Genomic DNA, 26,346 nt, shown 5'->3' with positions numbered 1-26,346 from the left:
TACTCTGATGCTTTAGCACTTTGATACTTGTGCCTGGCACTTTGGAATATCAACACACCTGAAAACCCTCAGCCTTCACTCGGCACAAACGCTTCGAAGATGAAACGGTCGAAATCCTTGCGGCATCGGGCAAGTTCCTCGGCACTGCGCGGGGTCCAAGCCACCGGTATGGCACCCAATCCACGCGCGGCGCGGACTTGCGGCGAATGCCCGCCATGCCAGTCATAAGCCACGAAATCAGGCCGTGAAATCCAGTTGAAACCGAGTTTGCCGGCAATCCAGGCCACGAAGCCGTCAAGCGACTTTCCCGAGAAGGGCGCCGAAACGGCAAGCTGCCCGCGCAACACTTCCGGACGATTGTTGCGATACCAGCGCATCGCCAGCGGATTGAACGACTCCACCACATATAGGCCGTCGTAGGCACGCAGCAGTTTGTCCCCGCTTTCCATCAACAGCCGCTCGCGCGGGCCCCACGTATGGCCCTCGAACTTGTATTCGACGATGATCGGCACGCGCCCGGCGACGACTTTCAGCACGTCGGAAAACAGCGGGACATGCTGGTACTGGCTTTGCTGAGGCAGCGGCATGATTTTCTCCGCTTCCAGCTCCACCTCTGAAAGCGCTTCGGCCTCGGCGTCGCCGTATACGCTGGGGTTCGGGAACAGCGGGATATGGCGCAATTGGTCGTACGTGAGGTCGGCAATCCGCTGCGGGCAACCGGCCACGCGCAGCAAATCCGGGTCATGGACCACCACAACCTTGTTGTCGGCGGTGAGCTGGAGATCAAGTTCGATGCCATAGCCGGCCTCGCAGGCGGCGGCGAAAGCGGCAAGCGAATTTTCGGGAGCGATGGGCCGTTCATCGTTTTCCGGGCCCGTGCCATAGCCGGCTTTGCGGGCCATGCGACGCGCGAGTTCGATATAATCGCCGTCGGTTCCCCGGTATTGTTTCGTCAGTCCCGAACCTGCGTCGTGCAGGCCGCGATGGGCATAGAAAACGTCGGGCATCTTCTTAACGTTCTTCCGTTCACGTTCCACACGCGAATGCGGGGCCAAAGCCCATGCCCCCGCACAGGCCAGCGCAGCGCCGGCCAGCAGGACACGCGGAACCAACGACTTGGGTTTTGCAGCTGATTTTCCCTGTCGATTTGCGGCAACCTGTCGTTTAGATAATTTTCCTGTCATTTTCGTTTCCCGCCATTCCCTCGGATCTGTCGACATACCGTATCCATCGTATAAGGGCAAAGCGAAATCGGGCAATCACCGCAATCGGTGAAGGATACATAGCCGAATGAAACCGGAAAACGATGACAGCAATTGCCGACAGCCAGTCCGATCATTTATCCACTTATAGAGAATGATGACCATGGGGACGAGGGAAATGAGTATGGACCCTTTCGCCTTCGACCACCAATGTCCAAGCATCGGCCAATGCGTGGATGAGACGCCCTTCTTCCCGCTCAGCAGCGACAATGGCCCGGGAAGCACGGCCCATGCCGGGGTTGTCGAGATGCGGAACCACTCGGAAATCGATCAAGTGCATGCCGGTGACGTCCTGAAGCGAGGGAGCCGCACCACGCTCATCCATTTTGCCGATGTAACCGATATCGGGCCCGGCCACCACGGCACCGGCGGAGACCCCGACATAAGTCTTGCCTGCAGCGACCTGTTCGACGATGAGATCGGCAGCGCCCGAACGCCTCAGCGCATGCAGCAGGAAGAAAGTGTTGCCGCCACCCACCCAGATGATGTCACAAGTTGATAGGATATAACGAATTTCCTCAATACTCGCCTGCGCAACGTCAAGCTGGTGCACACGGAATCCCGCAGCTCGCAACGTCCGCCGGACCACCGGCCGAATGTAGCGGGCGACTTCCTTTTTATCTGCCGTAGGAATAAAGGCAATGCGCAAGTCGGAACGGAGCGCGTGGCGTTTGGGCAGCGTGCCAAGCAGTGAACGCAGGGCCGGAAACGGACTTGACGCCAGAATCACCTTGCCCATCGTTTCACTCTCGATTCCCGTTATATTCCACGCGATCTCTCGACGCAATCATTATGTCGACAACTTTTATCATATCGCCTGAAACCGGCGATATTCGCTCAGATTAATCAGAACGCACCAACCATGATTCTGGTTTCCACCGACCACGATTCATATTGACTGCGGCTATCGCCGGCCATGGTTCGTATCGTCTGTGGCTCACACCTTCTCACTGCGGCATTACGCAACTGTATTACCAATACCGTATTGCGCGGCCATATAACAGCGATTCCCGCTTGTTCAGCCGTTTTGGATGGCATCGACCCCGGAAATCACCGCTCCGCGGAAGCCTTGCTTTTCCAGCTCGGTCACGCCTTTGATGGTGGTGCCGCCCGGCGAGCAGACCGCATCCTTCATCGCGCCGGGATTGGTGCCGGTGGCCATGTAGAGCGCTCCGACGCCCTCGGTCATCTTGGCTGCGAGACGGTAGGCGGTTTCGCGCTTGAGACCATACTTCACGCCGGCATCCGCAAGCGCCTCGATATACATCGCGGTGAACGCAGGGGCGCAGCCGGCCACGGACGAGCCGATGTCCATCAGCGGGGTGTCCACGCGCTCGATCAAAGCAATCGGAGAGAACAGCGCTTCAAAGCTTTCACGCTGGGAATCGGTCAGAGTATTGACGTTTTCGGTGACGAGAATGCCCTGATCCACCTCGATAGGCGTGTTGGGGATGACGCATTGCACATGAGCCCCGTCGCCTAGCAATTCCTGGTAATAATCAAGATTGCGACCTGCCGCGATGGAGACGACGAACTTGCTGTCGGTTTTGAGGTCATCCAACACGTCGGCGAGCGCCGTTTCGATCTGGTTCGGCTTGACGGCGACGACAATGACATCGGCCGCCGCAACCGTTTCCACGGCGCTGTGCGTCGCTTTGGCGCCGATGGCTGCCGTGGCGGCTTGCACCCTGTCGAAATGACCGGAGTTGGCCACGATCTGAGAGCCGTCTATCACTCCTCCATTGACCAGCCCTTTGGCGATGCCTTGAGCCATGTTGCCGAAACCGATGAATCCGACGGTTATGTCTTTTACATTCTGCATATTCGAACCTTTCGATAATGATGCCGTCATTATATGCCTAGGCCAACGAAAGACGCAGGCTTACGGCGCCGCCGAAAAACAAGAGAAGACGACAGAAAGCCACAACGCCGCCTATGAGCGAACGACAAACGAAAAATCGATGTCTTTCTCGCCGCTTATCGAGCACCCTTCAGATACCGGCGCGCCCCAGCTGTCGATGCCGCCGACGCCACGCACGGCACCGTATATTGTCAGGACCGTCCGCCTTGCCGGAGGCAGCTCCTCCTGATGCGTGGCGTTCTCGAGTTCCAGCGGGGTATATGGCAGGCAGCTGAACGCGAAAGACCCACTGTTGCCGGCAAACGTCAGGCTGAACGGCGCAATGGCGGCGTCGGCGTTGTTGAGCGTCGTCTCGCGGGTGACGCGCACCCAGTCGGTATCCATGTGCATGCCGCATTCCTGAGGGACCAGATACGGGGTGACGGGCAGGCCTTCAACCGCTACAAGCTGCTTCTTGCCTGAGCCGAGACGGTCGGGGTAGGTCTCGCCTGGCAAACCGAAGTAGGTGAAACCGGTCGCGGGTGTGGGCATGACCATGCGCAATCCGAAAGCCGGAAGCTCCGGCAATCCTGCCTTGCCATAATAGTGAACGTTGACTGTGAGGCTTCCTGTGGTGTCAAGCGTGTAGCAAACATCCACCTTGGTGGACGGAACGGTCGGTGTCGTGAACGTATAGCACAACGAGGCCTCAGACGCATGGAGCTGGCCTCCAGTGCTGCCGTCCGACGGGGTGTAAGGAATGGCAACCGGCTTGCCTCCAACCATGAGACTTGGCCGCCCAGGGATACTGAACAGATCGGCACCCACCCATTGCGCCGAACGGCGAGAGAAACCATTGCCCCGGTCGTTGTCGGTCGTCGCCCTCCAGAATGCCGGTTGCGGCGCATTGTAGAGCCATTCCTTGCCCGCGATTTTCAACGAAACCAAACCAGTGCGGTAATCGAACAGGTAATCGTGTCCGCAGGCGTGCAGCCCGATCATCTCTTCATCGATGACGATGCGTATGTTATCGCTCATATCTGCCGTACTCCTCGCTGACTTCCCGCATTGCGGGTTTTTCGATTCCATCGGCGAAGAACAGCCCATCGCCGGAGAATTGACGTTCGGTGGGCCTGTCGTCGAAATCACCGCCATAGCGCATCACCTTGCGTCCGGTGACGGTATCGGTGACTTGCAACGCCTGGTCCTTGAAATCCCATATGAAACCACCGACATATTGCGGATACCGGTCAAACAAATCCATATATTCACGCAAACCGCCTACGGAATTTCCCATGCTGTGCATATATTCGCAAAGGACGAACGGCTTTTTCGGATTGTTTTCGAGATATTTGGCCACATCGGTCGGCGAGGCGTACATCCTGCTTTCGAAATCGGAGATGCGCTCCTCGTAACGGCGGTTGTGCACGACCCCCTCATAGTGGATCGGACGAGTGGGATCGGCCTTCTTGTAATACTCATTCATAGCCACGATGTTCTCTCCGGCGAAGGATTCGTTGCCGAGTGACCAGAAAAGAATGGAGGGATGGTTTTTGAGCGTCTCATACTGGGTTCTGGCGCGGTCAATCACCATCTCACGCCACTGGGGGAAGCTGCCCGGCACGTTGTAGGATCCGTCGTCGCCACCGAGCTTTTGCCAGGTGCCGTGCGACTCCATGTTGGTTTCGGCCATGACATAGATCCCGGCCTCGTCGCACATCCGATACCATGCAAGTTGGTCGGGGTAATGGCAGGTGCGCACGGCGTTGATGTGGTTTGACATGATGGCCTCCATATCGGCGTCCATATCGGCCTGTGTGATCGCACGACCTCTCGTGGCGCTCCATTCGTGACGGTTGACGCCAAGAATCCGCAGTCGTTCGCCATTGAGACGAACGACCTTGTCCGCGCCGATTTCGACGCGTCGGAACCCCACAGCCTGCGGCACGACCTCGACAACCCCGCCTTGCGCGTCGGTGACGGTAAGCGTAAGACGGTACAGATACGGATCGCCGTGCGACCACAGATGCGGGTCCTTCAACCTATAGATCGGCCAACCGGTTTGCCTTTGGGCCTCGACCGTACTTCGGACCAGCACGTTCCCCTCGCGGTCGGCCAATTCCATCGTCGCTTTCGAGCCATCCTGAACCGGCGAAAAACGGGCAGAAACGTTGAGGACGCCGGTGTGGTCGTCGTCTTCCAAGGTCGGTTTGGCGTCCAGATCGTCGACGTGCGTTTCGGGAAGCGAAAGCAGGCTTACCGAGCGGAAAATACCGAAGAAGCGGAAGAAATCCTGGTCCTCGATCCAGCTTGCCGTGCAATGCCGGAACACCGCTACCGCGATGAGGTTCTCCCCCGAATGCGCGTACGGGCTCAGATCGAAAGTGCTCGGTGTGAACGAATCCTCGGCGTACCCTACGAACTCGCCGTTGCACCAGAGGTAGAACGCGCGTTCCACACCTTCGAAACGGATATGCAACGGGCGGGTAGCCCAGCTTCCGTCAAGAACAAATGTATTACGATATAGTCCGACCGGATTGTCAGGCGCTTCGGAGAAGCTGACGGCCTGAGGGTCGTCCGGCGGTGTGGTATAGGCAGGACGTCGGAATACGGAGCCTTCCCAAGGATAGGCGGTATTGGTATATTGCACTTGCGCATGACCGGAAAGCTCGATATGCCCCGGCACCTCGATGAGGCCGAACCGATCCGCAGGAACATCCGGCGAATAGAATCGCTCCGGGATCAGTCCGGGCTGATCGACATACAAGAACTGCCATTGGCCATCCAGTGGGCGAACGAGGCTCGAACACCGTTCGTTCGCCTCCTGGGCATCCGCATAGCAACAGTGGTCGGAATGCGCAGGCAATTCGTTGACCCTGAAAGTCTGCGGGTCGTCAAGCCATGTCAATGATGGTTCCATGTATTCCTCCTGTGGGGCGGCATCGGCATCTTTCCCTGCTGCCGTCGCCATCAAGTCCACCATCATATACGAGTGCGAAAACCGCTTGCAAAACAGCAATGCCGAACTGCGGTTTCCGGGTGTTCACCGCTCGAAAGCCCGCAGCAAGCACGCAACAAGCCCGCCGAATCTAGAACAGCGCTTCCAAATCCCCGCGATCGAGCGCTTCACGGTAAAGATGGTCGAAAACGGCCCCGCCATGGTGAATGCCGTCATGCTGGTACTCGTTGGTGACCCAGGCGTGCGAGTTGCCGACGCGAGAAAGCGTGTCGAGCTGCATGCCGGAGTCGACGTACATATCGTCGAAATAGACCGCGGCTTCAAGCGGGACTTCGTTGCGCTTGAGCTGATTGGTGTCGTAGATCTTGCTGAATTTGGTATCGCCCATAAGCTCTTCGACGGCCGGCTTGAACGGCCGCAAGGCGCGTTCCTGATCGAACATCCACGGGAACATCGCCTCGCCGGTGAACAGCAGGGGACGATGGTGGACATCGAATTCGGGGTGTTCCTCGCGCACCTGCTGCGCGGCCCAGCCAATGGGTTCGTCAAGCTCGCCGTCCGCATAGATGAACTCCTGCAGCGGCCAGTATAGCGGCGTGGAGGATGTCGCTTCCATCACCGAAAAGAGGAACTGGTCGGAAAGCGGCGCCCGCCTGTTTTCGGAGCCGTCCCCTTTGGCAAAAGCGATATCCATCAGCCAGTGCAGGCGCTCCGGGCTGGGTTGCATACCGAAATCGCTGCCCAAGGTCTGCAAGCGCTCGACACTCAGCGGGTCACCATTGGGCAAGTCAATGGCGGATTTCTTTTTATGCGCCGCGATGTGGTCGGCCACAGCCGCCACACGCTCGATATCCTGCGGATAACGATTGTAATAGAGATGTGTTTTCTGCACCATTCTCGGGAAGGTATGTTCATACACTTCGCGGGCGTTGGCCGGAACATGCGGAATACCACCCATGGTAAAACTTGCGATTGCGCCTTCGGGATACATGGAAAGATAGGCGAGCGTGAGGAATCCCCCATAACTCTGCCCCAGCGTCACCCATTTTCTGCCCCCGAATTCTGTGCGGCGCAGATGCTCGAAATCACGGACGATGGAACAGGCCAGGAAACACTTGAGGTAATCGGCTTGGGCACGCGCTCCCTCGATACGTTGCATTGTGTTCGAATCGACGCACGAGGACCGACCGGTGCCCCTCTGGTCGGGCAGAATGACGCGGAAATGCTTGATGGCCTCGGCAATCCAGCCGTCACTCGATGGATTCAACGGACGCGGACCGGCACCACCTGGGCCACCCTGCAGGAAAACCAGCAGCGGCAGATCGTCGTGGACATGCTCGGGAGCGGTGACCACGCGATAAAACAGGCTCAGCGACTCGCCGGCAAACCCTTGTCCGGGCTTGTTGCCACGCCAGTCGAGCGGCACTTTGATGGAATGGTCTTCCACGGCCAATCCAGGTACATAATATTTTGCCAGTAAAGTCATACTTCCCCCTTGATAACTTCGGCAATCCAATGGATTTACTGTATAACGACCATTGCGAACACTCCGGTCAAATATCCATTATTCGACTAAAAAGTTTCACAGTGAAATACATATTGATGTCATTATACATAATGCAATTCAACAAAATGGGGTATCGCCGTGAAGACGGAAAACTACTTTCGTTGATTTTTCGCGGTTTTTACGTTCAAAATAAGCAAAATGCACCAATCACGAAATTTTGCATGCCTAAGCCGAGCGTCATTCCTCAGTACGATACCGCAGGCGTCCGTCCTGCGATAGGCTGGAGCCATGAGCAAGATACGGCGGTTCGGCAAGTGGCTGGCACGCAACCCGTTGGTCGGGGACGTGCTGCTGGCACTGGTGGCGCTGTTCTTCGCCTGCATCAGCACGACCACCAATGAAGGTGGGCTATGGGTCGGTTACAACGAGGGCTGGCAAATTCTGTGGTCGTGCGCGCTTATTGTTCCCGTCGTTTTCCGTCGTACGCATCCGCAGGGAGCGGCGCTGGTTTTCGCAACCCTGGCCGTCCTGCAACTTCTCGCCGGACCAAGTTACGTGTTCGGTGACCTGCTCGCGGTGGTGATGCTCTATTCCGTTATCGTTTACGGCAATCCCGCACGCAGCAAGGCGTTTATCACTTTGGCGTTTGTTGTCGGCATCGCCGCAGCGCCGATCATCACCTGGGGCTCGGAGGTAGGGCCCCTGCATAATCCCGGCCAGGCGGGCGACTCTGCAAGCTCGGTCTACTATTCCTGCCATACCGTTTACGCTTCCGGACTGAGCGGATCTTGCGGCAAGAACCTCGCCGGAACCGCTCTCTTCCTGATTGTCTGTATCGTTACAGCACTCGCTGCAGCATGTTTCATGGGCTACCGTTCTCGTACACGGTTGGCGACCGCGTCCCTGCTGCGTGAACGCAACGAAGCGCTGGCCGCGCGAGAACAGGAGGACCTTGACATCGCGCGCACCGCCGAACGCGCCCGCATCGCCCGCGATATGCACGACGTGGTGGCCCACACGCTTTCCACCATCATCGTCCAATCCGACGGCGGACGGTACGCAGGTGCCAAGAACCCCGCAAAAGCGCGGGAAATCATGGAGACCATTCGGCACGAGTCGCTTCGTGCGCAACACGATATGGACGGGCTTTTAAGCACCTTCGGCGGGAGTTCGCACGCTGGGTATGGCGACATTGCAGGGCTCGTTCAGCAAGCCGATACCACTGCCCGCACCACAAACGGAACGGTGATACGAACGGTTGGAGGAAACGCTAAGCCTCGGCCCGACCATTTAAGCGACAAAGCCCAATCCGCGCTGTACCACGCGGTGCAGGAGGCGCTGACCAACGCCCGCAAATATGCCGGCAAAGACGTTACCGTCGAGATTGCAGAAATCTGGGATGACAACGGTCTGCATTTGATTGTACGCGACAACGGCAACGGAGCCTCCGCCTCGCTCGACGGGCATCGTCCCGGTTACGGAATCACCGGCATGCGCGAACGCATCGAGGCCGTGGACGGAAGGGTTGCCGCTGGACCTCGGGCCGGTGGCGGTTTCGAGGTCGACGTGACGTTGCCGTTCGACGGGACTTCAGAAGCATCCCCCGAAACGTTGCCGTTTGATGCAACCACGAAAATATCGCACGATGCAGCGGCATCGGCTCTGGCAATATCTTCGCCTCATACAGAGGCTTCATTGCAGGCCACCGGTAAACCAACCGATGACCAACCGGCAAATCGAAAGCCTGTCAATACGCCAACAGCCGATTATGAACCCAACAATACGGAATCCGGCAATCATCATGCCAAATCCGTTGAGATCTCAGCAACGGACGCCAGCGAGCGCGACGAATCAAATGGCCTAACGACACATCGCCGTTCCCTCTTTACAAATCTCATGGCAAACGCGAACCGCTCAACAACGCAACCAGCAACCGGGCAGGCATCGGTCGACCTGAACTGGGCGGAACGGATATCCCGCTTCTTTGCTCAGCACTACATATTGGCCGATACCGTCATTGCGCTGGTTCTAATGGGTCTGATTTTCCCCTGGACCGTGCTGACGTTCCGCTATAACGACGGCACCCATATCATGCTGTTCGGCTCTTCGGCACGCGCCTCGACGGCCACACTAAAGCTCGCAGACTTCTTCGTCAGTCTCATCGTATTCACCACCCTGGTGCTTCGCCGACGTTTCCCGCAAACGGCCGCAGCCGTCATGTTCGCGGCGGCAACCTTCTCTCTGTGCTTCCTCGAGGAGATACCGTCGGCCGTGATCTACGCGCCATTGTCGCTGTATTCGGTATGTCTTTACGGCAAAGACCACTCGCGGCGCTGGGCGAGCGCTGCCGCGATTGTGGATTCGGTACTGTTCGGCCTCCGTTTCGCCGGATCGTTTGTCGGCTATCCGACGCTGGTGGATTGGGTGTTGGACCGGCAGCAATACTCGGGGGTTTACGGAACGCGGGGCAGCTACCCTCACGAAATCATCGGGCTCATATTCCTCGCATTGGCCGTGTGCGCGGTAGCCATCGGAGCCGCGCTTTGGGTGCGCGCCAGCGGAACGAACGCGATGGTACTTGAGGACCGGCACGAAGCGCTGGAGGCGGAATCAGCCAAAAAGCAGGTACTGGCGGCCAACAGCGAGCGCGAACGGATTGGCGCGCAGATTCGCGGCGAGGTCAGCGAGACGCTGGCCGGTGTTATCTCCAAAGCGGATGCGGGACTGGCCATGCTCGATACCGATGCGGCCGCCGGCGTAACCGCTTCCCCACAGACCATTACCGAAGCCTTCCGAGCCATCGGAGAGCAGGGCCGCGAGGCACTGGCCCACATGCGCGAACTGCTACGCGTGCTGCGCGAGACCGGCGGTAGCGACGATAATCCGGCCACGTCCCAACCGCTGCTGCATCCTGTGACCGGAATGGAAGGTAGCGGCGACAACAGGGTCTCAAGCTGAACGGCAGCGGACTAGTGGGAATCTTGTCATGAGTGCAAAGCCGGACTACCTGTTCAGCATCGGTGCACTTATCCGACAACGGCGTCAAAAACATGCACCTCACAACCCACAAAACGCACTTTCCCGACAGTAACGTCAAAAACATTCATCCAAGACTCCGCAACTCGCACTTTTCTGACAGCAGCGTCGAAAAAGTGCACTTATCAGGCCACAATTTGCACTTATTTGACGCTGACGTCATAAAAGTGCGTATTCGCCAAACAGACGCGGACGTTTCTTCCACAGCCTTTGCCGTCGCGTCTTGCTACCCTTGAAGCATGAGTGAAACACAGCCTATCCGAGTCCTTATCGCCGATGATCAGGAGCTGGTGAGGGCGGGTTTCGCCATGGTCATCGATTCGCAGGACGATATGGAAGTGGTCGGTCAGGCCTCCAACGGCGCCGAAGCGGTGACGCTCAGCCTCGATCTGAAGCCGGATGTGGTGTTGATGGACGTGCGTATGCCCGGCACCGACGGCATCGAGGCCACGAAACTGATTATCGATGCGGAACGCAAGACGGATTCCATAGACGCCACAACAAAAGTGTCGGACAGTAATACAAAAAATGGCGAGAATCGGGCCAACAACATCACAACATCGGCATCAGACTCGCTAGCAGAAACCGCTATCCCCTCCAGAAAAACCCACGTCATTATTCTGACCACGTTCGATCTGGACGAATACGTGATGAGCGCCATCGATGCAGGCGCTTCAGGATTCCTATTGAAGGACACCGAGCCGGAAACACTGTTGTCTTCGATTCGCACGGTCTATCAGGGCAACGCCATCATCGCGCCAAGCGCCACCAAACGGCTTATCGAAAAGATGGTCGACGGCGAGCTCGGGGCGACGCGGGCCGCAGCAAAGGGTTCCGAGAATACCGTCAATGGTGGAAATGCTCAAAATACCGGCAATCTCAACAATGCCAGTATTCATCACAACGGAAGTTTAGGTAATACAAATAATGCCGATTACTCCAACACAATAAATAACAGCAATACCGCCAGTAGTACCGACTACGACAATTCCAACGTTCAAGTTCCACGGCAAGCCGCCAACAATGCGCAGATTCCTCAGCCAAATAATGGCAACGCACCACTTCCCTACCACGATCCGGCTGTCGATACACTGACCGACCGCGAGCGCGAAGTGCTGGTCGAAATCGCGCATGGCCTGTCCAACCAGGAAATCGCCGACAAGCTGTGCATCAGCCTGCCGACCGTCAAAACCCACGTTGCCCACATCCTGCAGAAGACCTATTCGCGCGACCGCGTGCAGGCCGTCGTCTTCGCCTACGACAATAAGCTCGTCTGACTGCTCCGTAGCACAGAAGACTTTATTCCACGAAATCAGGTTTCCCTGCTGCTGAAATCAACGACTCCGGATTCAAGAATCCTCGAATTCCGCTATTCCTTCCAGACGCACAAAACGAAACCACAGCACGGAACACTTTTTAGACGCGGAATTCGTTTCCATCCTGCAAGGGCACAGCACTTACACACAATCTATCGATGATTGCCGTTCCGTGCTTCCGCCAGCATTTTGCGTTATCGTTCACGAGCCCTTCCCACGAAAAAACGGTCCGCCCGAGACCGGAATACCAGTATCGGACGGACCGCGACTGTTACGGGGCGGATGTCTGCCGGACCCGCCAGACGTCTACGCTTCGGCGAGCGCGGCCACCGGCGGAGTCTTGACCGCACGACGGGCCGGGAAGATGCTTGAGACCAGGGCGGCGAGCGCGGCGATCAAGAGCACCGCACCGTTGAACTTCCAGTCGAAGAGGTAGGCCGTCTTGCCGTAGAGGCTGAAGACCATGTAGGAGCCGAGCCAGCCGAACGCCGTGCCGAGGATGACGCCGACCACACCGGAGACCAGCGAGATCAGGAGCGCCTCGCAGGCCAGGGAGCGCTTGAGCTGGCCGCGCGTCATGCCGATGGCGCGTAGGGTGGCGGATTCGCGGGTGCGTTCGATCACCGACAGGCTCAGCGTGTTGGCCACGCCGATCAGCGCGATGAGCACGGCGACGGCGAGCAGGGCGATCAGCACCTTCATGATGGTGTCGATCTGCGTGTCCCACGTGACACGGTCGGCGATCGGGCCGGAGACGTTGATGCCGTCGGTGGAACCCAGGGCACTCTGCACGGCGTCGAACGTATCGGTGACACTTGCCGCATTCGTATCGAACTTGGTCAGGAGCATATGGCCGTCGGTTTTGACGTTGCTATTGGCGAGTGTCGACTGGTCGACGAAGACGACCATGGAATACATGCTGGCGAGCTTGCGGTAATCGACCTGCGTGACCTTCATTTCAGGCAGATTGACATGATTCTTGGAACCGTTCTTGCCGACATTGGTGAATTCGACGGTATTGTTCGCAAAACTCAGCTTCTCGCCGGTCTGGGCGTTATCGAGTGGCGCAAGCACAGTACCAGGTGCGATGGTGCCGGAGGAAATATCCGTGTGCATCACTTTTTGCAGAGCCTGCTTGTCGCTGACGCCGACCAAAAGAACGCTGAGATTCTTGCCTTTGACATTCGCTGTGGCGGTGGGCAGGTAGAGGGTATCCGAGATGCCCTTGACCTTGGCAACCTTATCCGCTGTGTGCTTGGTCAGGCCGTTGCCTTCGGCAACCATATCGACACTGTAATGCGAGTCGAGCGTGGAATCCATGGTCTGCTTGCCACAGGCGGCGCCGGTGGCAATGGTGGAGACCAAAGTGACACCGATCAGCAGGGCGACGCCTGTTGCAGCGACGCGACGCGGGTTCTTCTGGATGTTCGCGTTGGCGATGTTGGCGGACGGACCGATGTGAGCGACCAACGCGCCGATGCCGCGCATCAGAACAGGCAGCCAGAATGTGGCGGTGATGGCCAAGCCGATGAAGAGCAGTGCGCAGCCGCCCATGGCAGAGAACAGCGCATATTCGTAAGTGGTGTCACTGCCGTCGCCCGGTGATGGGGTGTTGATGATGGAAGGCATGCGGCTCGCGCCGAGCGCGCAGCAGACCACACCGAGCACGATCATCAGAGCGCCGAGCACACCGCGCACCCTACCTGCCTTGCGAGTATCGGTGACTTCGATCGGACGCAGCGCCTCAAGCGGGGTAACAGCAGTAGCGGAACGCGCAGAGCCAATGGAGGCGAGCACCGTCATGACGATGCCGAAAGCCAGCGGCACCACGATGACCGGCCAGGTGACGATAATGCGCATCGCCTGACCGTTGATACTTCCGGCCTTCGTGACGCCCAGCAGCGCCATGAGCCCGATGGCCACGAGAATGCCGAGAACGGAAGCGATAAGGCCCAGTACACCAGCTTCAAAAAGCACGGAACGGTAAAGCTGGCCTTTCTTGGCACCGATGGTGCGCAGCAAAGCAAGGGTGCGACGGCGCTGGGCAATCATGACCTGGAAGGTGTTGGCGATGACCAAAGCCGCCACGAACATCGCTAAGATGCCGAAGACCATAAGGAAGATCTTCACGGGCGAACTGCCATTGGCGCTCAGGGACTTCATCTCCTCGTCACCGATATGCTGACGGGTGTCGACGCTCATCTTCTTGCCGAGGATCTGCTTGACCTGCGGTATGGCAGTTCCGGTTTTGGCCGGGTCGACGTTGATAAGCAAACCGTTGGAAGGAACGTCGTTGAAGGAATTCACATCATAGAGTTTCGTCAGCACCTGCGGCGAGACCAAGGTGACGCCGCCATAGACGGTATAGCTGCCGTTCTGGTCGCGGGTCAGCCCCACCAATGTCGCGTTGGCGGTAGGAGCATTGCTGGAACCACCCTCGGAAAGGGTGAGTTTGAACGTATCGCCGACCTTCAGATGCATCTTGTCGGCCATCTTCTCGGGGATGGCGGCTTCATTGGTTTTGAGCGGGCTGTGACCTTTGACCACTTCGACGGGCTGAAGCCTGCTGCTGCTGGAACCCAGGCCATACATGGTGGTCGAGGAATCGTCACCCTTCTTGACATGGCCGTCGCCGTAGACCACAGACTGCGTGGCGGTGACACCATCGACCTTGGCGATTTCGCCGGCTTTGAAAGTACCGACTGTCGGCGGGGCATCATCGCTGTATGTGCTACTATCGCTGCCGTTCGAGCCTTTCAGCGTCGCGACGTAGTCGGCCTGCATGAACCGCGAGGTCAGCTGTGTGCGCAGCGAGTCGTCCATCGAGTTGCCGAACAGGAAGGTCGCGGCAATGAACGCGGTGCCGATGAGGATGGCGATGCCGGCGGGAATGAGCATCTTCCCGCTCTTTTTCATAAGTTTGAGTGTTACTGAGAACATTGTTGGTTCCTTTTGCTTTTCGTCTGCAAGTTCGTTTGCCGGGTGATTGATGGAGATTGTTCGCTAGGTTTCGCTTCGGCTTTTGATTATCGGCTGAATTGTTTGCAGCTACAATCGCTACGATTTGGCGATTTTCATCATTGTGTCAATGCGAATCCAACTACCAAACCCAAACGAAACCGTTACGATTCCATCGATTCATTGCGCGACTTGTGCATGCCGGGGCTTGCCGTTCATCAGCTGATCCATCGTGGGTGCCGCGCTCTGGCGGGCGGCGCGTTCGCTTTCCTCCATCAAGAGGTCACTCATGTGCTCGGCGGTGGGATGTTGTTCATCGGCCACAATACGGCCGTCAGCGAAGACGATGGCGCGGTCGGCGTAGGAGGCGGCCACCGCATCGTGCGTGACCATGACCACGGTCTGGCCGAACTCGCGTACGGAACGTTTAAGGAAACTCAACACCTCAGCGCTGGAAACGGAGTCGAGGTTGCCGGTCGGTTCGTCGGCGAAGACCACCTGCGGCTTGGAAATCAAGGCGCGGGCGATGGCGACGCGCTGCTGCTGGCCGCCGGAAAGCTCGTTCGGGCGGTGCTTCAGGCGCTGGGTGAGGCCAAGGGTTTCGACCAGCGTGTTGAACCATTTCCTGTCGACCTTGGCACCGGCGAGCGTCAGGGGCATGAGGATGTTCTGCTCGGCGGTGAACATCGGCAGGAGGTTGAAGCTCTGGAAGATGAAGCCGATCTCGTTGCGGCGCAGCATCGTCAGCTGGTTGTCGTTCATCTTGGTGATGTCCTGCCCGCCGAGGATGACCTTGCCGCTCGTGACGGAATCGAGGCCGGCGAGCGTATGCATCATCGTGGATTTGCCGGAACCGGAAGGGCCCATGATGGCGGTGAACTTGCCCTTTTCAAAGCCGACGTTGACATTGCGCAACGCGTGCACGACGTTCTCGCCCTTGCCATAGTCCTTGACCAGATCGATGGCCTCGACCGCAAACTCCTTGCGCTGTTGCGGTTGGGCTTGTGTCTGCGCTTGAGTCTGGAAGCTAGACTGCTGCACCGGCTGCTGAGACTGGACTTGGGTGAATTGTTGCGGCTGCACCGGCTGCGGCGGGCACTGCTGCGTTTGCGGAGGGATGAAGGAAGGTGTGGGAACGTCAGCATTCGGCGCGGTTGCAGGATTGTCTTGGTTTGCACTGCCGCCCAAATTCGGGTTGATGATGTTCAGGAACTCGCTGCCGGCGTTGTTGCCGTAAAAGTTGTTGGGGTTCATGTGGACTCCTTTGTTGAGGTCACTACTTATCTGGTACCTCAAATTCTAAGGGAATCCGCCCGTCTTCCCCATCGTGCGCAAGAATGAATTTTCGGCATTTATCGGTCGATATCAAATTTCATAGCCATCATCCGAAAGGATGAGAACATAACAAAAGGCAGACACCGGAATAATCCGATATCTGCCTTTTTGGTATTTATCTATTTGTACTACGAAATTACTTGGCGAGGCCGGAGGCGCGAACGGCCTCGAAACCACCCTTCAGGTCGTCAAGAATGTCATCGATGTATTCGGTGCCGATCGACAGGCGGATGGTGCCCTGGTGGATGCCCTGGCTTTCCAGTTCCTCGCGAGTTTCCTGGGCGTGGGTGGTGGAGGCCGGGTGAACGACGAGGCTCTTCACGTCCGCGACGTTGGCGAGCAGGCTAAAGAGGTGCAGGTTGTTGATGAAGACGCGTGCCGCATCCTTGCCACCCTTGATGTCGAAGGTGAAGATCGAGCCGGCGCCGTTCGGGAAGTACTTCTCGTAAAGCTCATGGTCGACGCGGCCGGGAATCGAGGGATGCGAGACGGACTCGACCTCGGGGACGGTCTGCAGGTATTCGACCACCTTGAGCGCGTTCTGGACATGGCGTTCGACACGCAACGACAGCGTTTCGGTGCCCTGCAGCAAGAGCCACGCGGCGAACGGGCTGATGCAGGCGCCGGTGTCACGCAGGAAGATGGCGCGGGCACGGGTGACGAACGTGGTCTCGCCCAACGCCTCATAGAAGTTCATGCCGTGATAAGACGGATCCGGCTCGGTCAGGGTCGGGAATTTGCCCGGCACCGCGGCCCAGTTGAAGTGGCCACCCTCAACAATAACGCCGCCGAGCGTCGTGCCGTGGCCGCCGATGAACTTGGTGGCTGATTCCACGACGATGTCCGCACCGTTCTCCAGCGGGCGGAAGAGGTACGGGGTGGCAAAGGTGTTGTCGACGAAGACCGGCAGGTTGTGCTTGTGGGCAATCTTGGAGATGGCCTCGAAATCGGGCAGGTCGGCGTTCGGGTTGCCGAAAGTCTCGAAGTAGACGAGCTTGGTGTTCTCCTGGATGGCGTCCTCGAAGTTCTGCGGATCGGCCGGGTCGACGAAGGTAGTGGTGATGCCGTCGCGCGGCAGGGTGTGGCGCATCAGGTTGAAGGTGCCGCCGTAGATGTGCGAGGAGGAGACGATGTGGTCGCCGGTCTGCGTGATGTTGCGCAACGCGGCCTCGACCGCCGCCGCACCACTGGCCAAAGCGAGTGCCGCGGTGCCACCTTCGAGCGCGGCCATGCGCTTTTCGAAGACGTCCTCGGTGGAGTTGGTCAGGCGTCCGTAGATGTTGCCCGGATCCTGCAGGGCGAAACGCGCCTCGGCGTGGTCGAAGTCGTGGAAGACGTAGCTGGTGGTGGCGTAGATAGGTACGGCGCGGGCGTCGGTGGCCGGGTCGGCCTCCTCCTGGCCCACGTGCAGCTGGAGGGTCTCGAAATGGTACTTTTTCGGTGTGGTCTCGTCGGTCATGTCCGGCTCCTTATTACATATACGAATTTCTGATGTGGTACTTCCCGAGTTCGAGCGTAAACCGGCGGAACGTGCGCGGCAAGCGCGACGCTATCCCGGTAATCTATAACGGCTTGAAAACCCTTGGAATTTAGGCATTAATCAAACAAACACAACGCAACAAATTTGGCAGAAACCCCAGTACCTCGTCATCTTGCGGACGAAACAGGGCGTGTTAGTCGCCATGAGGTCTACAGTCGTTACCAGCGACGCACCGGACATTCCCGCCCGGCGACGGACGCCAATATTATTCATAGACTTTCTGAAAGGTCATGAAATGCAAGAAGATACGACGCTCTATGAGCGCGACCCCAAATATATCCCCCGCGTTGCGGCAGTGCACGACATGTGCGGCTACGGCAAATGCTCGCTGACCGCTGCGATCCCGATTCTTTCGGCGTGCGGCTGCGACGTGTGCCCGGTGCCGACGGCCCTGTTTTCGGCGCACACCAAGTTCCCGGTCTATACCTTCCACGACACCACGGATATGCTTTCCGGCTATCTGGACGCGTGGCAGAAGGTGGGCGTCGAGCTTGACGGCATCTATTCCGGATTCCTCGGTTCGGCCGAGCAGGTGGACATCATCAAGCGTATGTACCGCGAATACCCCAAGGCGCTGCGGCTGGTCGACCCCGTGATGGGCGACGGCGGGCAGATGTACCCCACGTATTCCAAGGAAATGTGTGACGCGGTCAAGACGCTTGTGGACGGCGCGGACGTGCTGATGCCAAACCTCACCGAGGCCAGCATTTTGACCGGACGCGACTACCCGGGACAGAATCTGAGCGAAGACGAGGCGACCGACTGGGTCGGCGCGTTGCTTGACATGGGCGCGAAGAACGTCGTATTGAAGGGCATCGATCGCAATGACGGAAAGCTGCGCAACTTCGTGGGCAGTGCAAAGGCCGGGGCTTCCTCGCGCATCGAGCTAGCGCACGACAAGCTCCCCTACATGATCCACGGCACCGGCGACGCCTTCGCTTCGGCGCTGTGCGGCGCGGTGATGGCCGGCAAGACGCTCGGAGAATCGGCACAGGTGGCCGGCGAATTCGTACGTCACGCCATGGAATCCACGCGCAACCAGCCCGATTTCGAAGAGCGCGGCGTGAGCTTCGAACTCAACCTCGGCGAGCTGACCGGGTTGGTCGGCTGAGATTTTCGGTTTTGCATTAATCGCCGGTCAAACCGCTGCGTTTCCGTTTTAATTTCGAAATTCGCGGCTTGACCGGATTGGAATCGGCATAGTCCCCGTATTTCGGCAATTTCCCATTATTTCACCGGGATACAGGGACGATTTTTATATATACCGTTTTAATTCGGAATTCATGCTGCACACCGGCTTCAAATCGATTCATCGTCCCTATATTTTGGCAGTTTCTGCTATTTGTCAGGATATGGGAACGATTTTATATAGCTTGATTACGCCACTATGACACCGCTAAAAAGAACCCGGATATCACTCCATTTACCTAACGGATTCCTATCATTATCAACATTTTCAAATAGTTCTTAGTATTTTAGTCATTCTTTGCAAAACGCTCGACTACCATGACGATTCCCTATCGGGCTTATCTTCTCGAATCATTTTCAACGGCACGCTTCAACGAGTCGGCTCGATAAGGAATACTCGGCAATTTCAGGATGTGGATGAATTTGTGCACGTTTTCGGTTTTGTTCACCGGCTTCTCCACAGCTCACGCAAGATCAACGAAATTTTCCACCAATCACACCATGACTTACACACATGCCGCAGAATTCATCCACAATGTTAATCACAATTGCATTACATGAAAGCGAAGTTATCCCGAGAAACGCCGTGAAAATCGAAAAGGGCAATCATTCGACCACAGCACCCGTTTTTGACACGGTAAACGCACTAAGCATGCAACACTGAAATACATGGACACACAAATTTCAACAACGCAACGGCGTCGGGCCGCCACCTGCTTTGGCGGCGACACCCATGTAGACGACGGCATCGCCTTGAATGACACCGACCTCAACGACACGGCCTCGGTCGGTCTGCTGGCCGAGCTTGAAGAGGAACTGGTCATTCCCGATATCTCGGCCAAACAACTTGGGAAAGTCGGCGAACAATACGCTGCGGCATGGCTGGCTGAGCTCGGCTGGCACGTTTTGAGCAGAAACTGGAGCACCCGGTTCGGTGAGCTCGACATCATCATGATGACCCCGGAGTACATCGTGGTATTCGTCGAGGTGAAGACACGGCGGACGCAACGCTATGGAACACCTCAGGAAGCCATAACCCCGCATAAGCAAGCCAATCTGCATCATGCGGCCGCACTTTGGCTGGCGGGTCCAGGCAAATCGATACGGCGAACCGGCATTCGTTTCGACGCCATGTCCATCCTGCTGGAAGGCAACAGGCCCAGAGTCCAGCATATTCCGGGGGCGTTCTGATGGCCATCGGGACGGCGATGTCGGTGGGCTTGGTGGGGCTTAAGGCCAACGCCATTCAGATGCAGGCCTTCATTTCGCCGGGACTGCCCTATTTCTCGATCATCGGCCTGCCGGACACCTCGTTGAGCGAGGCGCGTGAACGGGTGAAATCCGCGTGCCAGGCCAGCGGTTTCAGCTGGCCGGAGACAAGGGTGACGGTCAATCTCTCCCCTGCTTCCCTACCGAAACGCGGCTCCTCGCACGACCTCGCCATCGCCGTTTCCGTGCTCAGCGCTGCGGGCGTGATCCCCCATGATTGTCTGGCCGACACCGTCGTACTTGGCGAACTCAATCTCGACGGTTCGGTGCTTCCGGTCACCGGCGTTCTGCCGATTGCACTGTATGCTCGCGAACACGGCATCGACCAGATCATCGTGCCCGAGCGTAATCTCGATGAGGCTGAACTCGTTGAGGGGCTCAACGTCATCGGCATACGCCACTTGGGCGAACTCATCGAGCTGATGGGCGGCGAAGCCAAATACCACATCAACGAAACTCACATCCCTGCCGATCAAACAACCAACGACGACGAGGCAAACCTCGCTCCACCGGTCGGCGACATGGCTGAAGTCATCGGGCAGGAACGCACCAAATGGGCGCTCCAAGTGGCTGCTGCAGGCGGTCATCATCTTCTGATGACCGGCCCTCCCGGCTCCGGCAAGACCATGCTCGCCTCACGCGTGCCCGGCATCATGTGTCCGTTGAACGAACAAGAACAACTTGAGGTCGCCTCGATCCGTTCGCTGTGCGGAACCTTGCCGAACTACGGCATCAGCGACGTGCCGCCGTTCGAAGCCCCGCACCACACGGCCTCAACGGCATCACTGGTCGGCGGCGGATCAGGCATCGCCACTCCGGGAGCCATCACGCGCGCCCATCGCGGGGTGCTTTTCATGGACGAGGCACCCGAGTTCTCGCCACGCGCGCTACAGACCTTGCGCGAACCGTTGGAATCCGGGTATGTGGCTCTTTCACGTTCCAAAGGCACGACCTACTATCCGGCCAATTTCCAGCTCATCATGGCGGCGAACCCATGCCCATGCGGCTACGGATACGGCGACGGTTCACGATGCACCTGCAAGGAAAAGGACCGGATCCGTTATTTCTCAAGGCTTTCCGGCCCGATTCTCGACCGCATCGACATACAGGTGGAAGTACCACCCGTGGAACATCTGATGACGCAGAACTCACGGCCACAGACCACCAGCGAGCAGATGAGACTCAAGGTCACCGACGCCAGACATGCCGCCCAAGAACGTTTCGTCGCCTACCACTGGACCTGCAACGCGCAAGCCTCAGGCACATGGCTGAGAGCAAACACCTCGAAGGCCGCGCTCAGCCTCATCGACGAAGCCTTGGAGAACGAACGGCTGAGTCTGCGCGGAGCCGACCGTGCGTTGCGTCTGGCATGGACGCTAGCGGATCTCGTTGGCAAATCCTCGCCGGGCCATGAGGAAATGATGCAGGGCATCGCCCTGCGAACGAAGGAGTCATGATGAGCGACAGCACAACCGGTTCCTCTACAATTCGGCCTGCAACCATCGATGACGACACATTGGCACGGGCCATCCTGACCTTCTGTATCGACAGCGCCGACGCCCTGCTCTTCGCCACCATCAAAGGTGCCGGCGATGCCGTCACCGCCTTGCGTCTTATCGCCGACGAAAAAAGTGGTACCCGCAACCGCAACAAGCTGGATGAAGTATTTGCCACCGGCACGGCCAAATGGGGACGAAAAGTCAACACACGTGGAATGGGCTCGTTCCGTCACGGGTTGGAACGCTGGCGCGAACGGCTGCACCAGCTGCCCTCAAACGACAAAAAAGAGCTTGAAGACTTTTTCACCGTCAACGGCTCGCAATGGATCATCGGACCGACCAGCCCCTACTGGCCTGCCCAGCTCGACGATCTTTCCATCAGAAAAGACTGGGCATCCCCACTATGCCTTTGGGGCATCGGCGATCCCGGGGCTTTGGCAAGTTGTCCACAGCCGTTGGCTGTCGTAGGTTCCCGCGGAGCGGACGATTACGGACGGTACGTGGCCAAGACCATCGCCGGAAAAGCCGCGGAACAAGGGCATCTGGTGGTCTCCGGCGGCGCCTTCGGCATCGATGCCGCAGCACACTGGGGAGCGTTGAATGCCATGAGCGACCTCGGCGAAAACGAAAGCGGACGAACCGTAGCCGTCTTCGCCGGAGGCCTCAACCATATCGGTCCCGAACGCAACCAGCCATTATTCGACCGAATCAAAGCCAACGGCGGAGCCCTCATCAGCGAACTGTGCCCGAACACGATTCCCGAAGCAAGACGGTTCCTTCTGCGCAACCGCATCATCGCGGCTCTGGCCTCCACCGTCGTCGTGGCGCAGGCAAGAAGCCGCTCAGGAGCCCTCAATACGGCCAATTGGGCGGCAGAGCTGGGACGCGAAGTCTACGCCGCTCCCGGCAATATCAATATCCCCGGCAACACCGGCTGCAACTGGCTGATCCGCGACCATCGCGCCATCATCCTCACCTCGGTCAACGCCATCGACGAGATCTGCCATAAAGGCCATGCACCAAAATTAATACACACCGATGGCAATAAATCATCAACATTGAATGACAAAACGATACGAAATCAAACGGAAATGCCGACATCTCCCCCACCCGCCATCGCCGGAAAGGATAACCATGAATGTATTGACCCATCACAACGGCAATCCAATGCTTCAGATACCAACCAGGGGCACCCAACTTTGCAAGTCCCCTTGCCAAGCGGTGCCGAGACTTCGCGGTCTGAGCAAGAAAACGTTGCGGCAAGACATGACGCGCCCAAACAATCCACATCACAACCCTCGGTGTCCAAGGCCGAACCCACCGCCGCACAACATGAGGTGCTGACCGCCATCCGCCGTTGCCGAAGGCAGGGCGACGCGGCCACACACGAGGCCGTTCTTTCGATGCTCAACACTCCGCGTTCTACCGGCAAACATCAATCGGGGATGAAAAACCCTGCCGGCTCCGCGCAAGAAAAGCCCGTCTCATGGGATATCGGCAGATTGGAAAGCGAACTCGGGGAAATGGAACTGCTTGGACTGATACGTCTGGAAGCGGGAACGATACGCATCGTTACCACAAAAGCCATGAAACCGAGCGACTAGACGCCAACCATGTGACCATATCCTCCCAGACGGATAAGCATTGGGAAACACTCAGTCCGTCTCCGTTCACATGTGACCTCGTTCGCCCCGCAAGGATGGGCATTGAGAAACGCTGAATCCGTTCCCGTTCGCATGCGACCATGCTCGCCCAAAGGAATGAGCGTGCACGACGATGTTCTTTGACAACAATCAAGGAATCCCCTCAATTACCTCTAACAATTACCTTCAGCAGCAATCGCGATTACGAACCCGGCAATCAACAGACAGGTCAGATCAACCAGAATCGGAAGGAGGACCTATGACAACGAACCACAATCATCAGGGCAACCTCAGCACTGCCACTGGCAACGCTTCAAATCAACCACCCAACCGTCTTCCCCGGCGTTCTCGTGTTTGGGCGCAGGAGGCAGAAACGTCACGCCTTCGTCCTCAAGCAACTCACGTTGACGATCGGGTCCGCCGAAAGCAAATCCCGGAGCAAGCGAGCCGTCGCGGAACACCACGCGATGGCACGGGATCACGCCCGGCTCAGGATTGGAATGCAGGGCGTAACCCACGAACCTCGCGTTGCGTGGATTGCCCGCGAGCGCCGCCACCTGGCCGTACGTGGCCACTTTGCCCTCCGGTATCTTCCGGACGACATCGTAGACACGTGCGTTGAATGTTGTGCTCATACCCCTATGGTACGAGTGCCCACCCATAAGGGAAGAGCTCACCTACCACGTTCCTGCAAAATGCTCTTGCTGGCCTTGTGCCATAATCGGGGGTATGAGTCCAGAGCAAATCGAAGACATGTATGATGCGGTGATTATCGGCGCGGGGGCGGCCGGATTGTCGGCGGCACTGGGAATCCTGCGAAGCGATGAAATCACGGAAATGAGGGCGGAAGGCCGCAATCCCAAGCTCTTGGTCATTTCGAAACTGCAGGCGTTGCGCTCGCACACCGGCTCGGCGGAAGGCGGCATCGCGGCGAGCCTCGGCAACGTCGAGCGCGACGATTGGCGCTGGCATTATTACGACACCGTCAAGGGCGGCGATTGGCTGGCCGACCAGGACGCTGTCAAAATACTGGCACAATACGCCCCGCAGACCGTGGTCAACCTTGAGCGTAGCGGCGTAGCCTTCTCGCGAACCGAAGACGGTCACATCGCCCAACGCAAGTTCGGCGGGCATACCAAGGACTATGGCAAGGCTCCAGTGCGACGTGCGGCCTATGCGGCCGACCGTATCGGCCATCAGATTCTCTATGCGCTGTGGCAACAATGCGTCGGCGCGGGAGTGCAGTTCGCCGAGGAATGGTACGTCACCGATCTGGTCTTGAACAACGACAAAGACAAGGCTTGCGGCGTGGTCGCGTTCGACACCCACACCGGCAAAACTCACGCCATCGCCTCCCGCAACGTCTTGATGGCCACGGGCGGCGCCGGGCGGCTGTTCCACACAACCTCGAATTCTTGGGATTTGACCGGTGACGGCATGGCGTTGGCACTGAAGGCCGGCTTGCAGCTTGAGGATTCGGAATTCGTGCAGTTCCACCCCACCGGGCTTGCACACACCGGAATCCTTCTTTCCGAGGCCTCACGCGGCGAAGGCGGTATCCTGCGCAATGCCGACGGCGAAGCGTTCATGGCCCGCTATGCCCCGGAACACAAGGATCTGGCGGCACGCGACGTGGTCAGCCGTTCCATCATGGCCGAAGTCGATGCCGGTCGAGGCGTTGCCGACCCGAAGGAGCCGGATGGCCCCGAAGACTGCGTCTGGCTGGACATGACGGGAATCGACAAGAAGCATATGCAGGAAGTGCTGCCTCAAGTGGTCGAAACCATCCGAGATTACGCAGGTCTTGACCCCAGCAAGGATTGGGTGGCCGTGAAGCCTACGGCCCATTACACGATGGGCGGCATCCCCATCACCACCAGCGGTGAGGTCTACCGTTGGGAAGATGGCAAACGCAATATCGTCGAGGGCCTGTACGCAGCCGGCGAATGCTCTTGCGTGAGTGTTCACGGCGCGAACCGTCTGGGCGGCAACAGCCTGCTCGACGCCTGCCTGTTCGGCACGCGTGCCGGTGAATCCATCGCCACAAAGCTCGTTGCGAACAGTAGTATGAACAAAGTAAATTCATCAATAATCGATAACAAAAACAATGGTCGCAGCGTGCTTGAAGATACCACCGAAGCCATTGCAACATCGGGACAAACAGAATCAAACGCCGCAAGCGGACAGGAGCGGTGCCACAATCTGGTCGAGAAAGCAGCGAGAAAACGGGAACAATACATACAAAACCTGCTGCAATCCTCCCAATCCGGCGATTCGGCCACAAAGGCAGGGATTGGCGGTAAAAATACCGATAACCAGCCAGACGCAGATGTAACGGCTCCGGCGTCAGTCGCAGACACGGACTCCGCAGAAAAAACGGCTTCGTCCGGTGAAGGCATGTCGGCAGTAGCCAATCAAGCCAACGACAACCCTTATCGACTGCTGGCCGACCTTGGCACAACGATGGAACACGCGGTGGCGGTGCGCTGCGATGCGCAAAGCATCAGCGAAGCACAACGAACAATCGCCAACGAACTGATCCCCCGCGCAGAAGCGCTGCGCTCACATTCGGAAAGCTCCACCTTCAACCAGGAGCTGACGGCCATCTTCGAGATTAACAATCTCATGACGCTGGCACAGGCGATGCTCGATGCCTCGTCGGCAAGGCACGAGTCGCGTGGGGCGTTCGCCCGCACCGATTTCCCGAAACGCGATGACGAGCATTTCCTGACCCATTCGATGGCTGACACAAACGGCAAGATCACCTGGCAACCGGTTCATATCGTCGATATGCCGCCGAAGGCACGCGAATATTAGAGCCGATTCGGCAAGCCACGGTTTAGAGCCAGATAATTGACGCAAAGGGAGTAGACCCGCTGGGAAAGAACAACACAAGTTCACGGCCATACCAACCGGCGAGACGTCGGAGTAGGCCCGCAGCGAAGGAAAGCACGGCCAGAACTCCTTGATTCCGATGATTTGAATACGCGGTTA

General features: G+C 57.8%; 17 protein-coding genes. 7 read left to right on the top strand and 10 right to left on the bottom strand.

Annotated elements, in window-relative coordinates:
• Positions 1 to 68: 68 nt before the first annotated feature.
• From OZX67_RS03610 to OZX67_RS03585, 6 genes are all read right to left on the bottom strand, one after another.
• Complete coding sequence (locus OZX67_RS03610; RefSeq protein WP_277144265.1) at positions 69 to 1,184, bottom strand: glycerophosphodiester phosphodiesterase family protein; 1,116 nt, start codon at positions 1,182 to 1,184, stop codon at positions 69 to 71.
• A 163-nt stretch (positions 1,185 to 1,347) separates the two neighbouring features.
• On the bottom strand, positions 1,348 to 2,001 hold the full coding sequence (locus OZX67_RS03605; RefSeq protein WP_277144263.1) for a Type 1 glutamine amidotransferase-like domain-containing protein: 654 nt from the start codon (positions 1,999 to 2,001) through the stop codon (positions 1,348 to 1,350).
• Between the two features lie 279 nt (positions 2,002 to 2,280).
• A complete protein-coding gene (gene proC, locus OZX67_RS03600) occupies positions 2,281 to 3,084 on the bottom strand; it encodes a pyrroline-5-carboxylate reductase (protein WP_277144260.1) in 804 nt (267 codons plus the stop codon).
• A 111-nt stretch (positions 3,085 to 3,195) separates the two neighbouring features.
• On the bottom strand, positions 3,196 to 4,140 hold the full coding sequence (locus OZX67_RS03595) for a beta-galactosidase small subunit (RefSeq protein WP_277144258.1): 945 nt from the start codon (positions 4,138 to 4,140) through the stop codon (positions 3,196 to 3,198).
• Positions 4,130 to 6,073, bottom strand: coding sequence for a glycoside hydrolase family 2 TIM barrel-domain containing protein (locus tag OZX67_RS03590; protein ID WP_277144257.1), 1,944 nt, complete (start codon positions 6,071 to 6,073; stop codon positions 4,130 to 4,132). Before OZX67_RS03590 ends, OZX67_RS03595 begins: the two co-directional genes overlap by 11 nt.
• A gap of 118 nt (positions 6,074 to 6,191) precedes the next feature.
• On the bottom strand, positions 6,192 to 7,547 hold the full coding sequence (locus OZX67_RS03585; protein ID WP_277144254.1) for an alpha/beta fold hydrolase: 1,356 nt from the start codon (positions 7,545 to 7,547) through the stop codon (positions 6,192 to 6,194).
• Between the two features lie 309 nt (positions 7,548 to 7,856).
• On the opposite strand from OZX67_RS03585, the gene OZX67_RS03580 reads away from it, so the two are divergent.
• Positions 7,857 to 10,526, top strand: coding sequence for a histidine kinase (locus OZX67_RS03580; RefSeq protein ID WP_277144252.1), 2,670 nt, complete (start codon positions 7,857 to 7,859; stop codon positions 10,524 to 10,526).
• A 317-nt stretch (positions 10,527 to 10,843) separates the two neighbouring features.
• Positions 10,844 to 11,881, top strand: a complete 1,038-nt coding sequence (locus OZX67_RS03575) for a response regulator transcription factor (protein WP_277144250.1) — start codon at positions 10,844 to 10,846, stop codon at positions 11,879 to 11,881.
• Between the two features lie 345 nt (positions 11,882 to 12,226).
• Here OZX67_RS03575 and OZX67_RS03570 read toward each other — a convergent pair whose 3' ends face one another.
• From OZX67_RS03570 to OZX67_RS03560, 3 genes are all read right to left on the bottom strand, one after another.
• Positions 12,227 to 14,860, bottom strand: coding sequence for an FtsX-like permease family protein (locus OZX67_RS03570; protein ID WP_277144248.1), 2,634 nt, complete (start codon positions 14,858 to 14,860; stop codon positions 12,227 to 12,229).
• Between the two features lie 198 nt (positions 14,861 to 15,058).
• Positions 15,059 to 15,841, bottom strand: a complete 783-nt coding sequence (locus tag OZX67_RS03565) for an ABC transporter ATP-binding protein (RefSeq protein ID WP_277144898.1) — start codon at positions 15,839 to 15,841, stop codon at positions 15,059 to 15,061.
• Positions 15,842 to 16,349: 508 nt separating this feature from the next.
• Positions 16,350 to 17,672, bottom strand: a complete 1,323-nt coding sequence (locus tag OZX67_RS03560) for an O-acetylhomoserine aminocarboxypropyltransferase/cysteine synthase family protein (protein ID WP_277144246.1) — start codon at positions 17,670 to 17,672, stop codon at positions 16,350 to 16,352.
• 316 nt (positions 17,673 to 17,988) lie between these two features.
• Between OZX67_RS03560 and OZX67_RS03555 the strand changes: the two genes are divergently transcribed.
• From OZX67_RS03555 to OZX67_RS03540, 4 genes are all read left to right on the top strand, one after another.
• On the top strand, positions 17,989 to 18,864 hold the full coding sequence (locus OZX67_RS03555) for a pyridoxamine kinase (RefSeq protein WP_277144244.1): 876 nt from the start codon (positions 17,989 to 17,991) through the stop codon (positions 18,862 to 18,864).
• 746 nt (positions 18,865 to 19,610) lie between these two features.
• Entirely contained in the window at positions 19,611 to 20,132 is a 522-nt protein-coding gene (locus OZX67_RS03550) for a YraN family protein (protein WP_277144242.1), read from the top strand.
• Positions 20,132 to 21,667, top strand: a complete 1,536-nt coding sequence (locus tag OZX67_RS03545) for a YifB family Mg chelatase-like AAA ATPase (RefSeq protein ID WP_277144239.1) — start codon at positions 20,132 to 20,134, stop codon at positions 21,665 to 21,667. The genes OZX67_RS03550 and OZX67_RS03545 overlap by 1 nt, the downstream gene beginning before the upstream one ends.
• Positions 21,664 to 23,313, top strand: coding sequence for a DNA-processing protein DprA (locus OZX67_RS03540; RefSeq protein WP_277144236.1), 1,650 nt, complete (start codon positions 21,664 to 21,666; stop codon positions 23,311 to 23,313). Before OZX67_RS03545 ends, OZX67_RS03540 begins: the two co-directional genes overlap by 4 nt.
• A 329-nt stretch (positions 23,314 to 23,642) precedes the next feature.
• Here the strand turns inward: OZX67_RS03540 and OZX67_RS03535 are convergent, their stop codons facing one another.
• A complete protein-coding gene (locus OZX67_RS03535) occupies positions 23,643 to 23,987 on the bottom strand; it encodes an MGMT family protein (protein WP_277144233.1) in 345 nt (114 codons plus the stop codon).
• A 94-nt stretch (positions 23,988 to 24,081) separates the two neighbouring features.
• Here OZX67_RS03535 and OZX67_RS03530 point away from each other — a divergent pair, with 94 nt between their 5' ends.
• Positions 24,082 to 26,169, top strand: a complete 2,088-nt coding sequence (locus OZX67_RS03530) for an FAD-binding protein (protein WP_277144231.1) — start codon at positions 24,082 to 24,084, stop codon at positions 26,167 to 26,169.
• The last annotated feature ends 177 nt before the right edge of the window (positions 26,170 to 26,346 follow it).

The sequence above is a fragment of the Bifidobacterium sp. ESL0728 genome, assembly GCF_029392015.1.
In the GTDB taxonomy this organism is placed as follows: Bacteria; Actinomycetota; Actinomycetes; order Actinomycetales; family Bifidobacteriaceae; genus Bifidobacterium.
The sequence above is the reverse complement of the archived record's forward strand: the minus strand, read 5'-3'. Positions and strand labels throughout refer to the sequence as shown.

Excerpts from the sequence above, each read along its gene's own strand:
- OZX67_RS03610 (WP_277144265.1), bottom strand. The coding sequence starts at position 1,184 with ATGACAGGAAAATTATCTAAACGACAGGTTGCCGCAAATCGACAGGGA.
- OZX67_RS03590 (WP_277144257.1), bottom strand. The coding sequence starts at position 6,073 with ATGGCGACGGCAGCAGGGAAAGATGCCGATGCCGCCCCACAGGAGGAA.
- OZX67_RS03535 (WP_277144233.1), bottom strand. The coding sequence starts at position 23,987 with ATGAGCACAACATTCAACGCACGTGTCTACGATGTCGTCCGGAAGATA.
- OZX67_RS03570 (WP_277144248.1), bottom strand. The coding sequence starts at position 14,860 with ATGTTCTCAGTAACACTCAAACTTATGAAAAAGAGCGGGAAGATGCTC.
- OZX67_RS03605 (WP_277144263.1), bottom strand. The coding sequence starts at position 2,001 with ATGGGCAAGGTGATTCTGGCGTCAAGTCCGTTTCCGGCCCTGCGTTCA.
- OZX67_RS03560 (WP_277144246.1), bottom strand. The coding sequence starts at position 17,672 with ATGACCGACGAGACCACACCGAAAAAGTACCATTTCGAGACCCTCCAG.
- OZX67_RS03580 (WP_277144252.1), top strand. The coding sequence starts at position 7,857 with ATGAGCAAGATACGGCGGTTCGGCAAGTGGCTGGCACGCAACCCGTTG.
- OZX67_RS03540 (WP_277144236.1), top strand. The coding sequence starts at position 21,664 with ATGATGAGCGACAGCACAACCGGTTCCTCTACAATTCGGCCTGCAACC.
- OZX67_RS03585 (WP_277144254.1), bottom strand. The coding sequence starts at position 7,547 with ATGACTTTACTGGCAAAATATTATGTACCTGGATTGGCCGTGGAAGAC.
- OZX67_RS03575 (WP_277144250.1), top strand. The coding sequence starts at position 10,844 with ATGAGTGAAACACAGCCTATCCGAGTCCTTATCGCCGATGATCAGGAG.
- OZX67_RS03550 (WP_277144242.1), top strand. The coding sequence starts at position 19,611 with ATGGACACACAAATTTCAACAACGCAACGGCGTCGGGCCGCCACCTGC.
- OZX67_RS03555 (WP_277144244.1), top strand. The coding sequence starts at position 17,989 with ATGCAAGAAGATACGACGCTCTATGAGCGCGACCCCAAATATATCCCC.
- proC (WP_277144260.1), bottom strand. The coding sequence starts at position 3,084 with ATGCAGAATGTAAAAGACATAACCGTCGGATTCATCGGTTTCGGCAAC.
- OZX67_RS03545 (WP_277144239.1), top strand. The coding sequence starts at position 20,132 with ATGGCCATCGGGACGGCGATGTCGGTGGGCTTGGTGGGGCTTAAGGCC.
- OZX67_RS03530 (WP_277144231.1), top strand. The coding sequence starts at position 24,082 with ATGAGTCCAGAGCAAATCGAAGACATGTATGATGCGGTGATTATCGGC.
- OZX67_RS03595 (WP_277144258.1), bottom strand. The coding sequence starts at position 4,140 with ATGAGCGATAACATACGCATCGTCATCGATGAAGAGATGATCGGGCTG.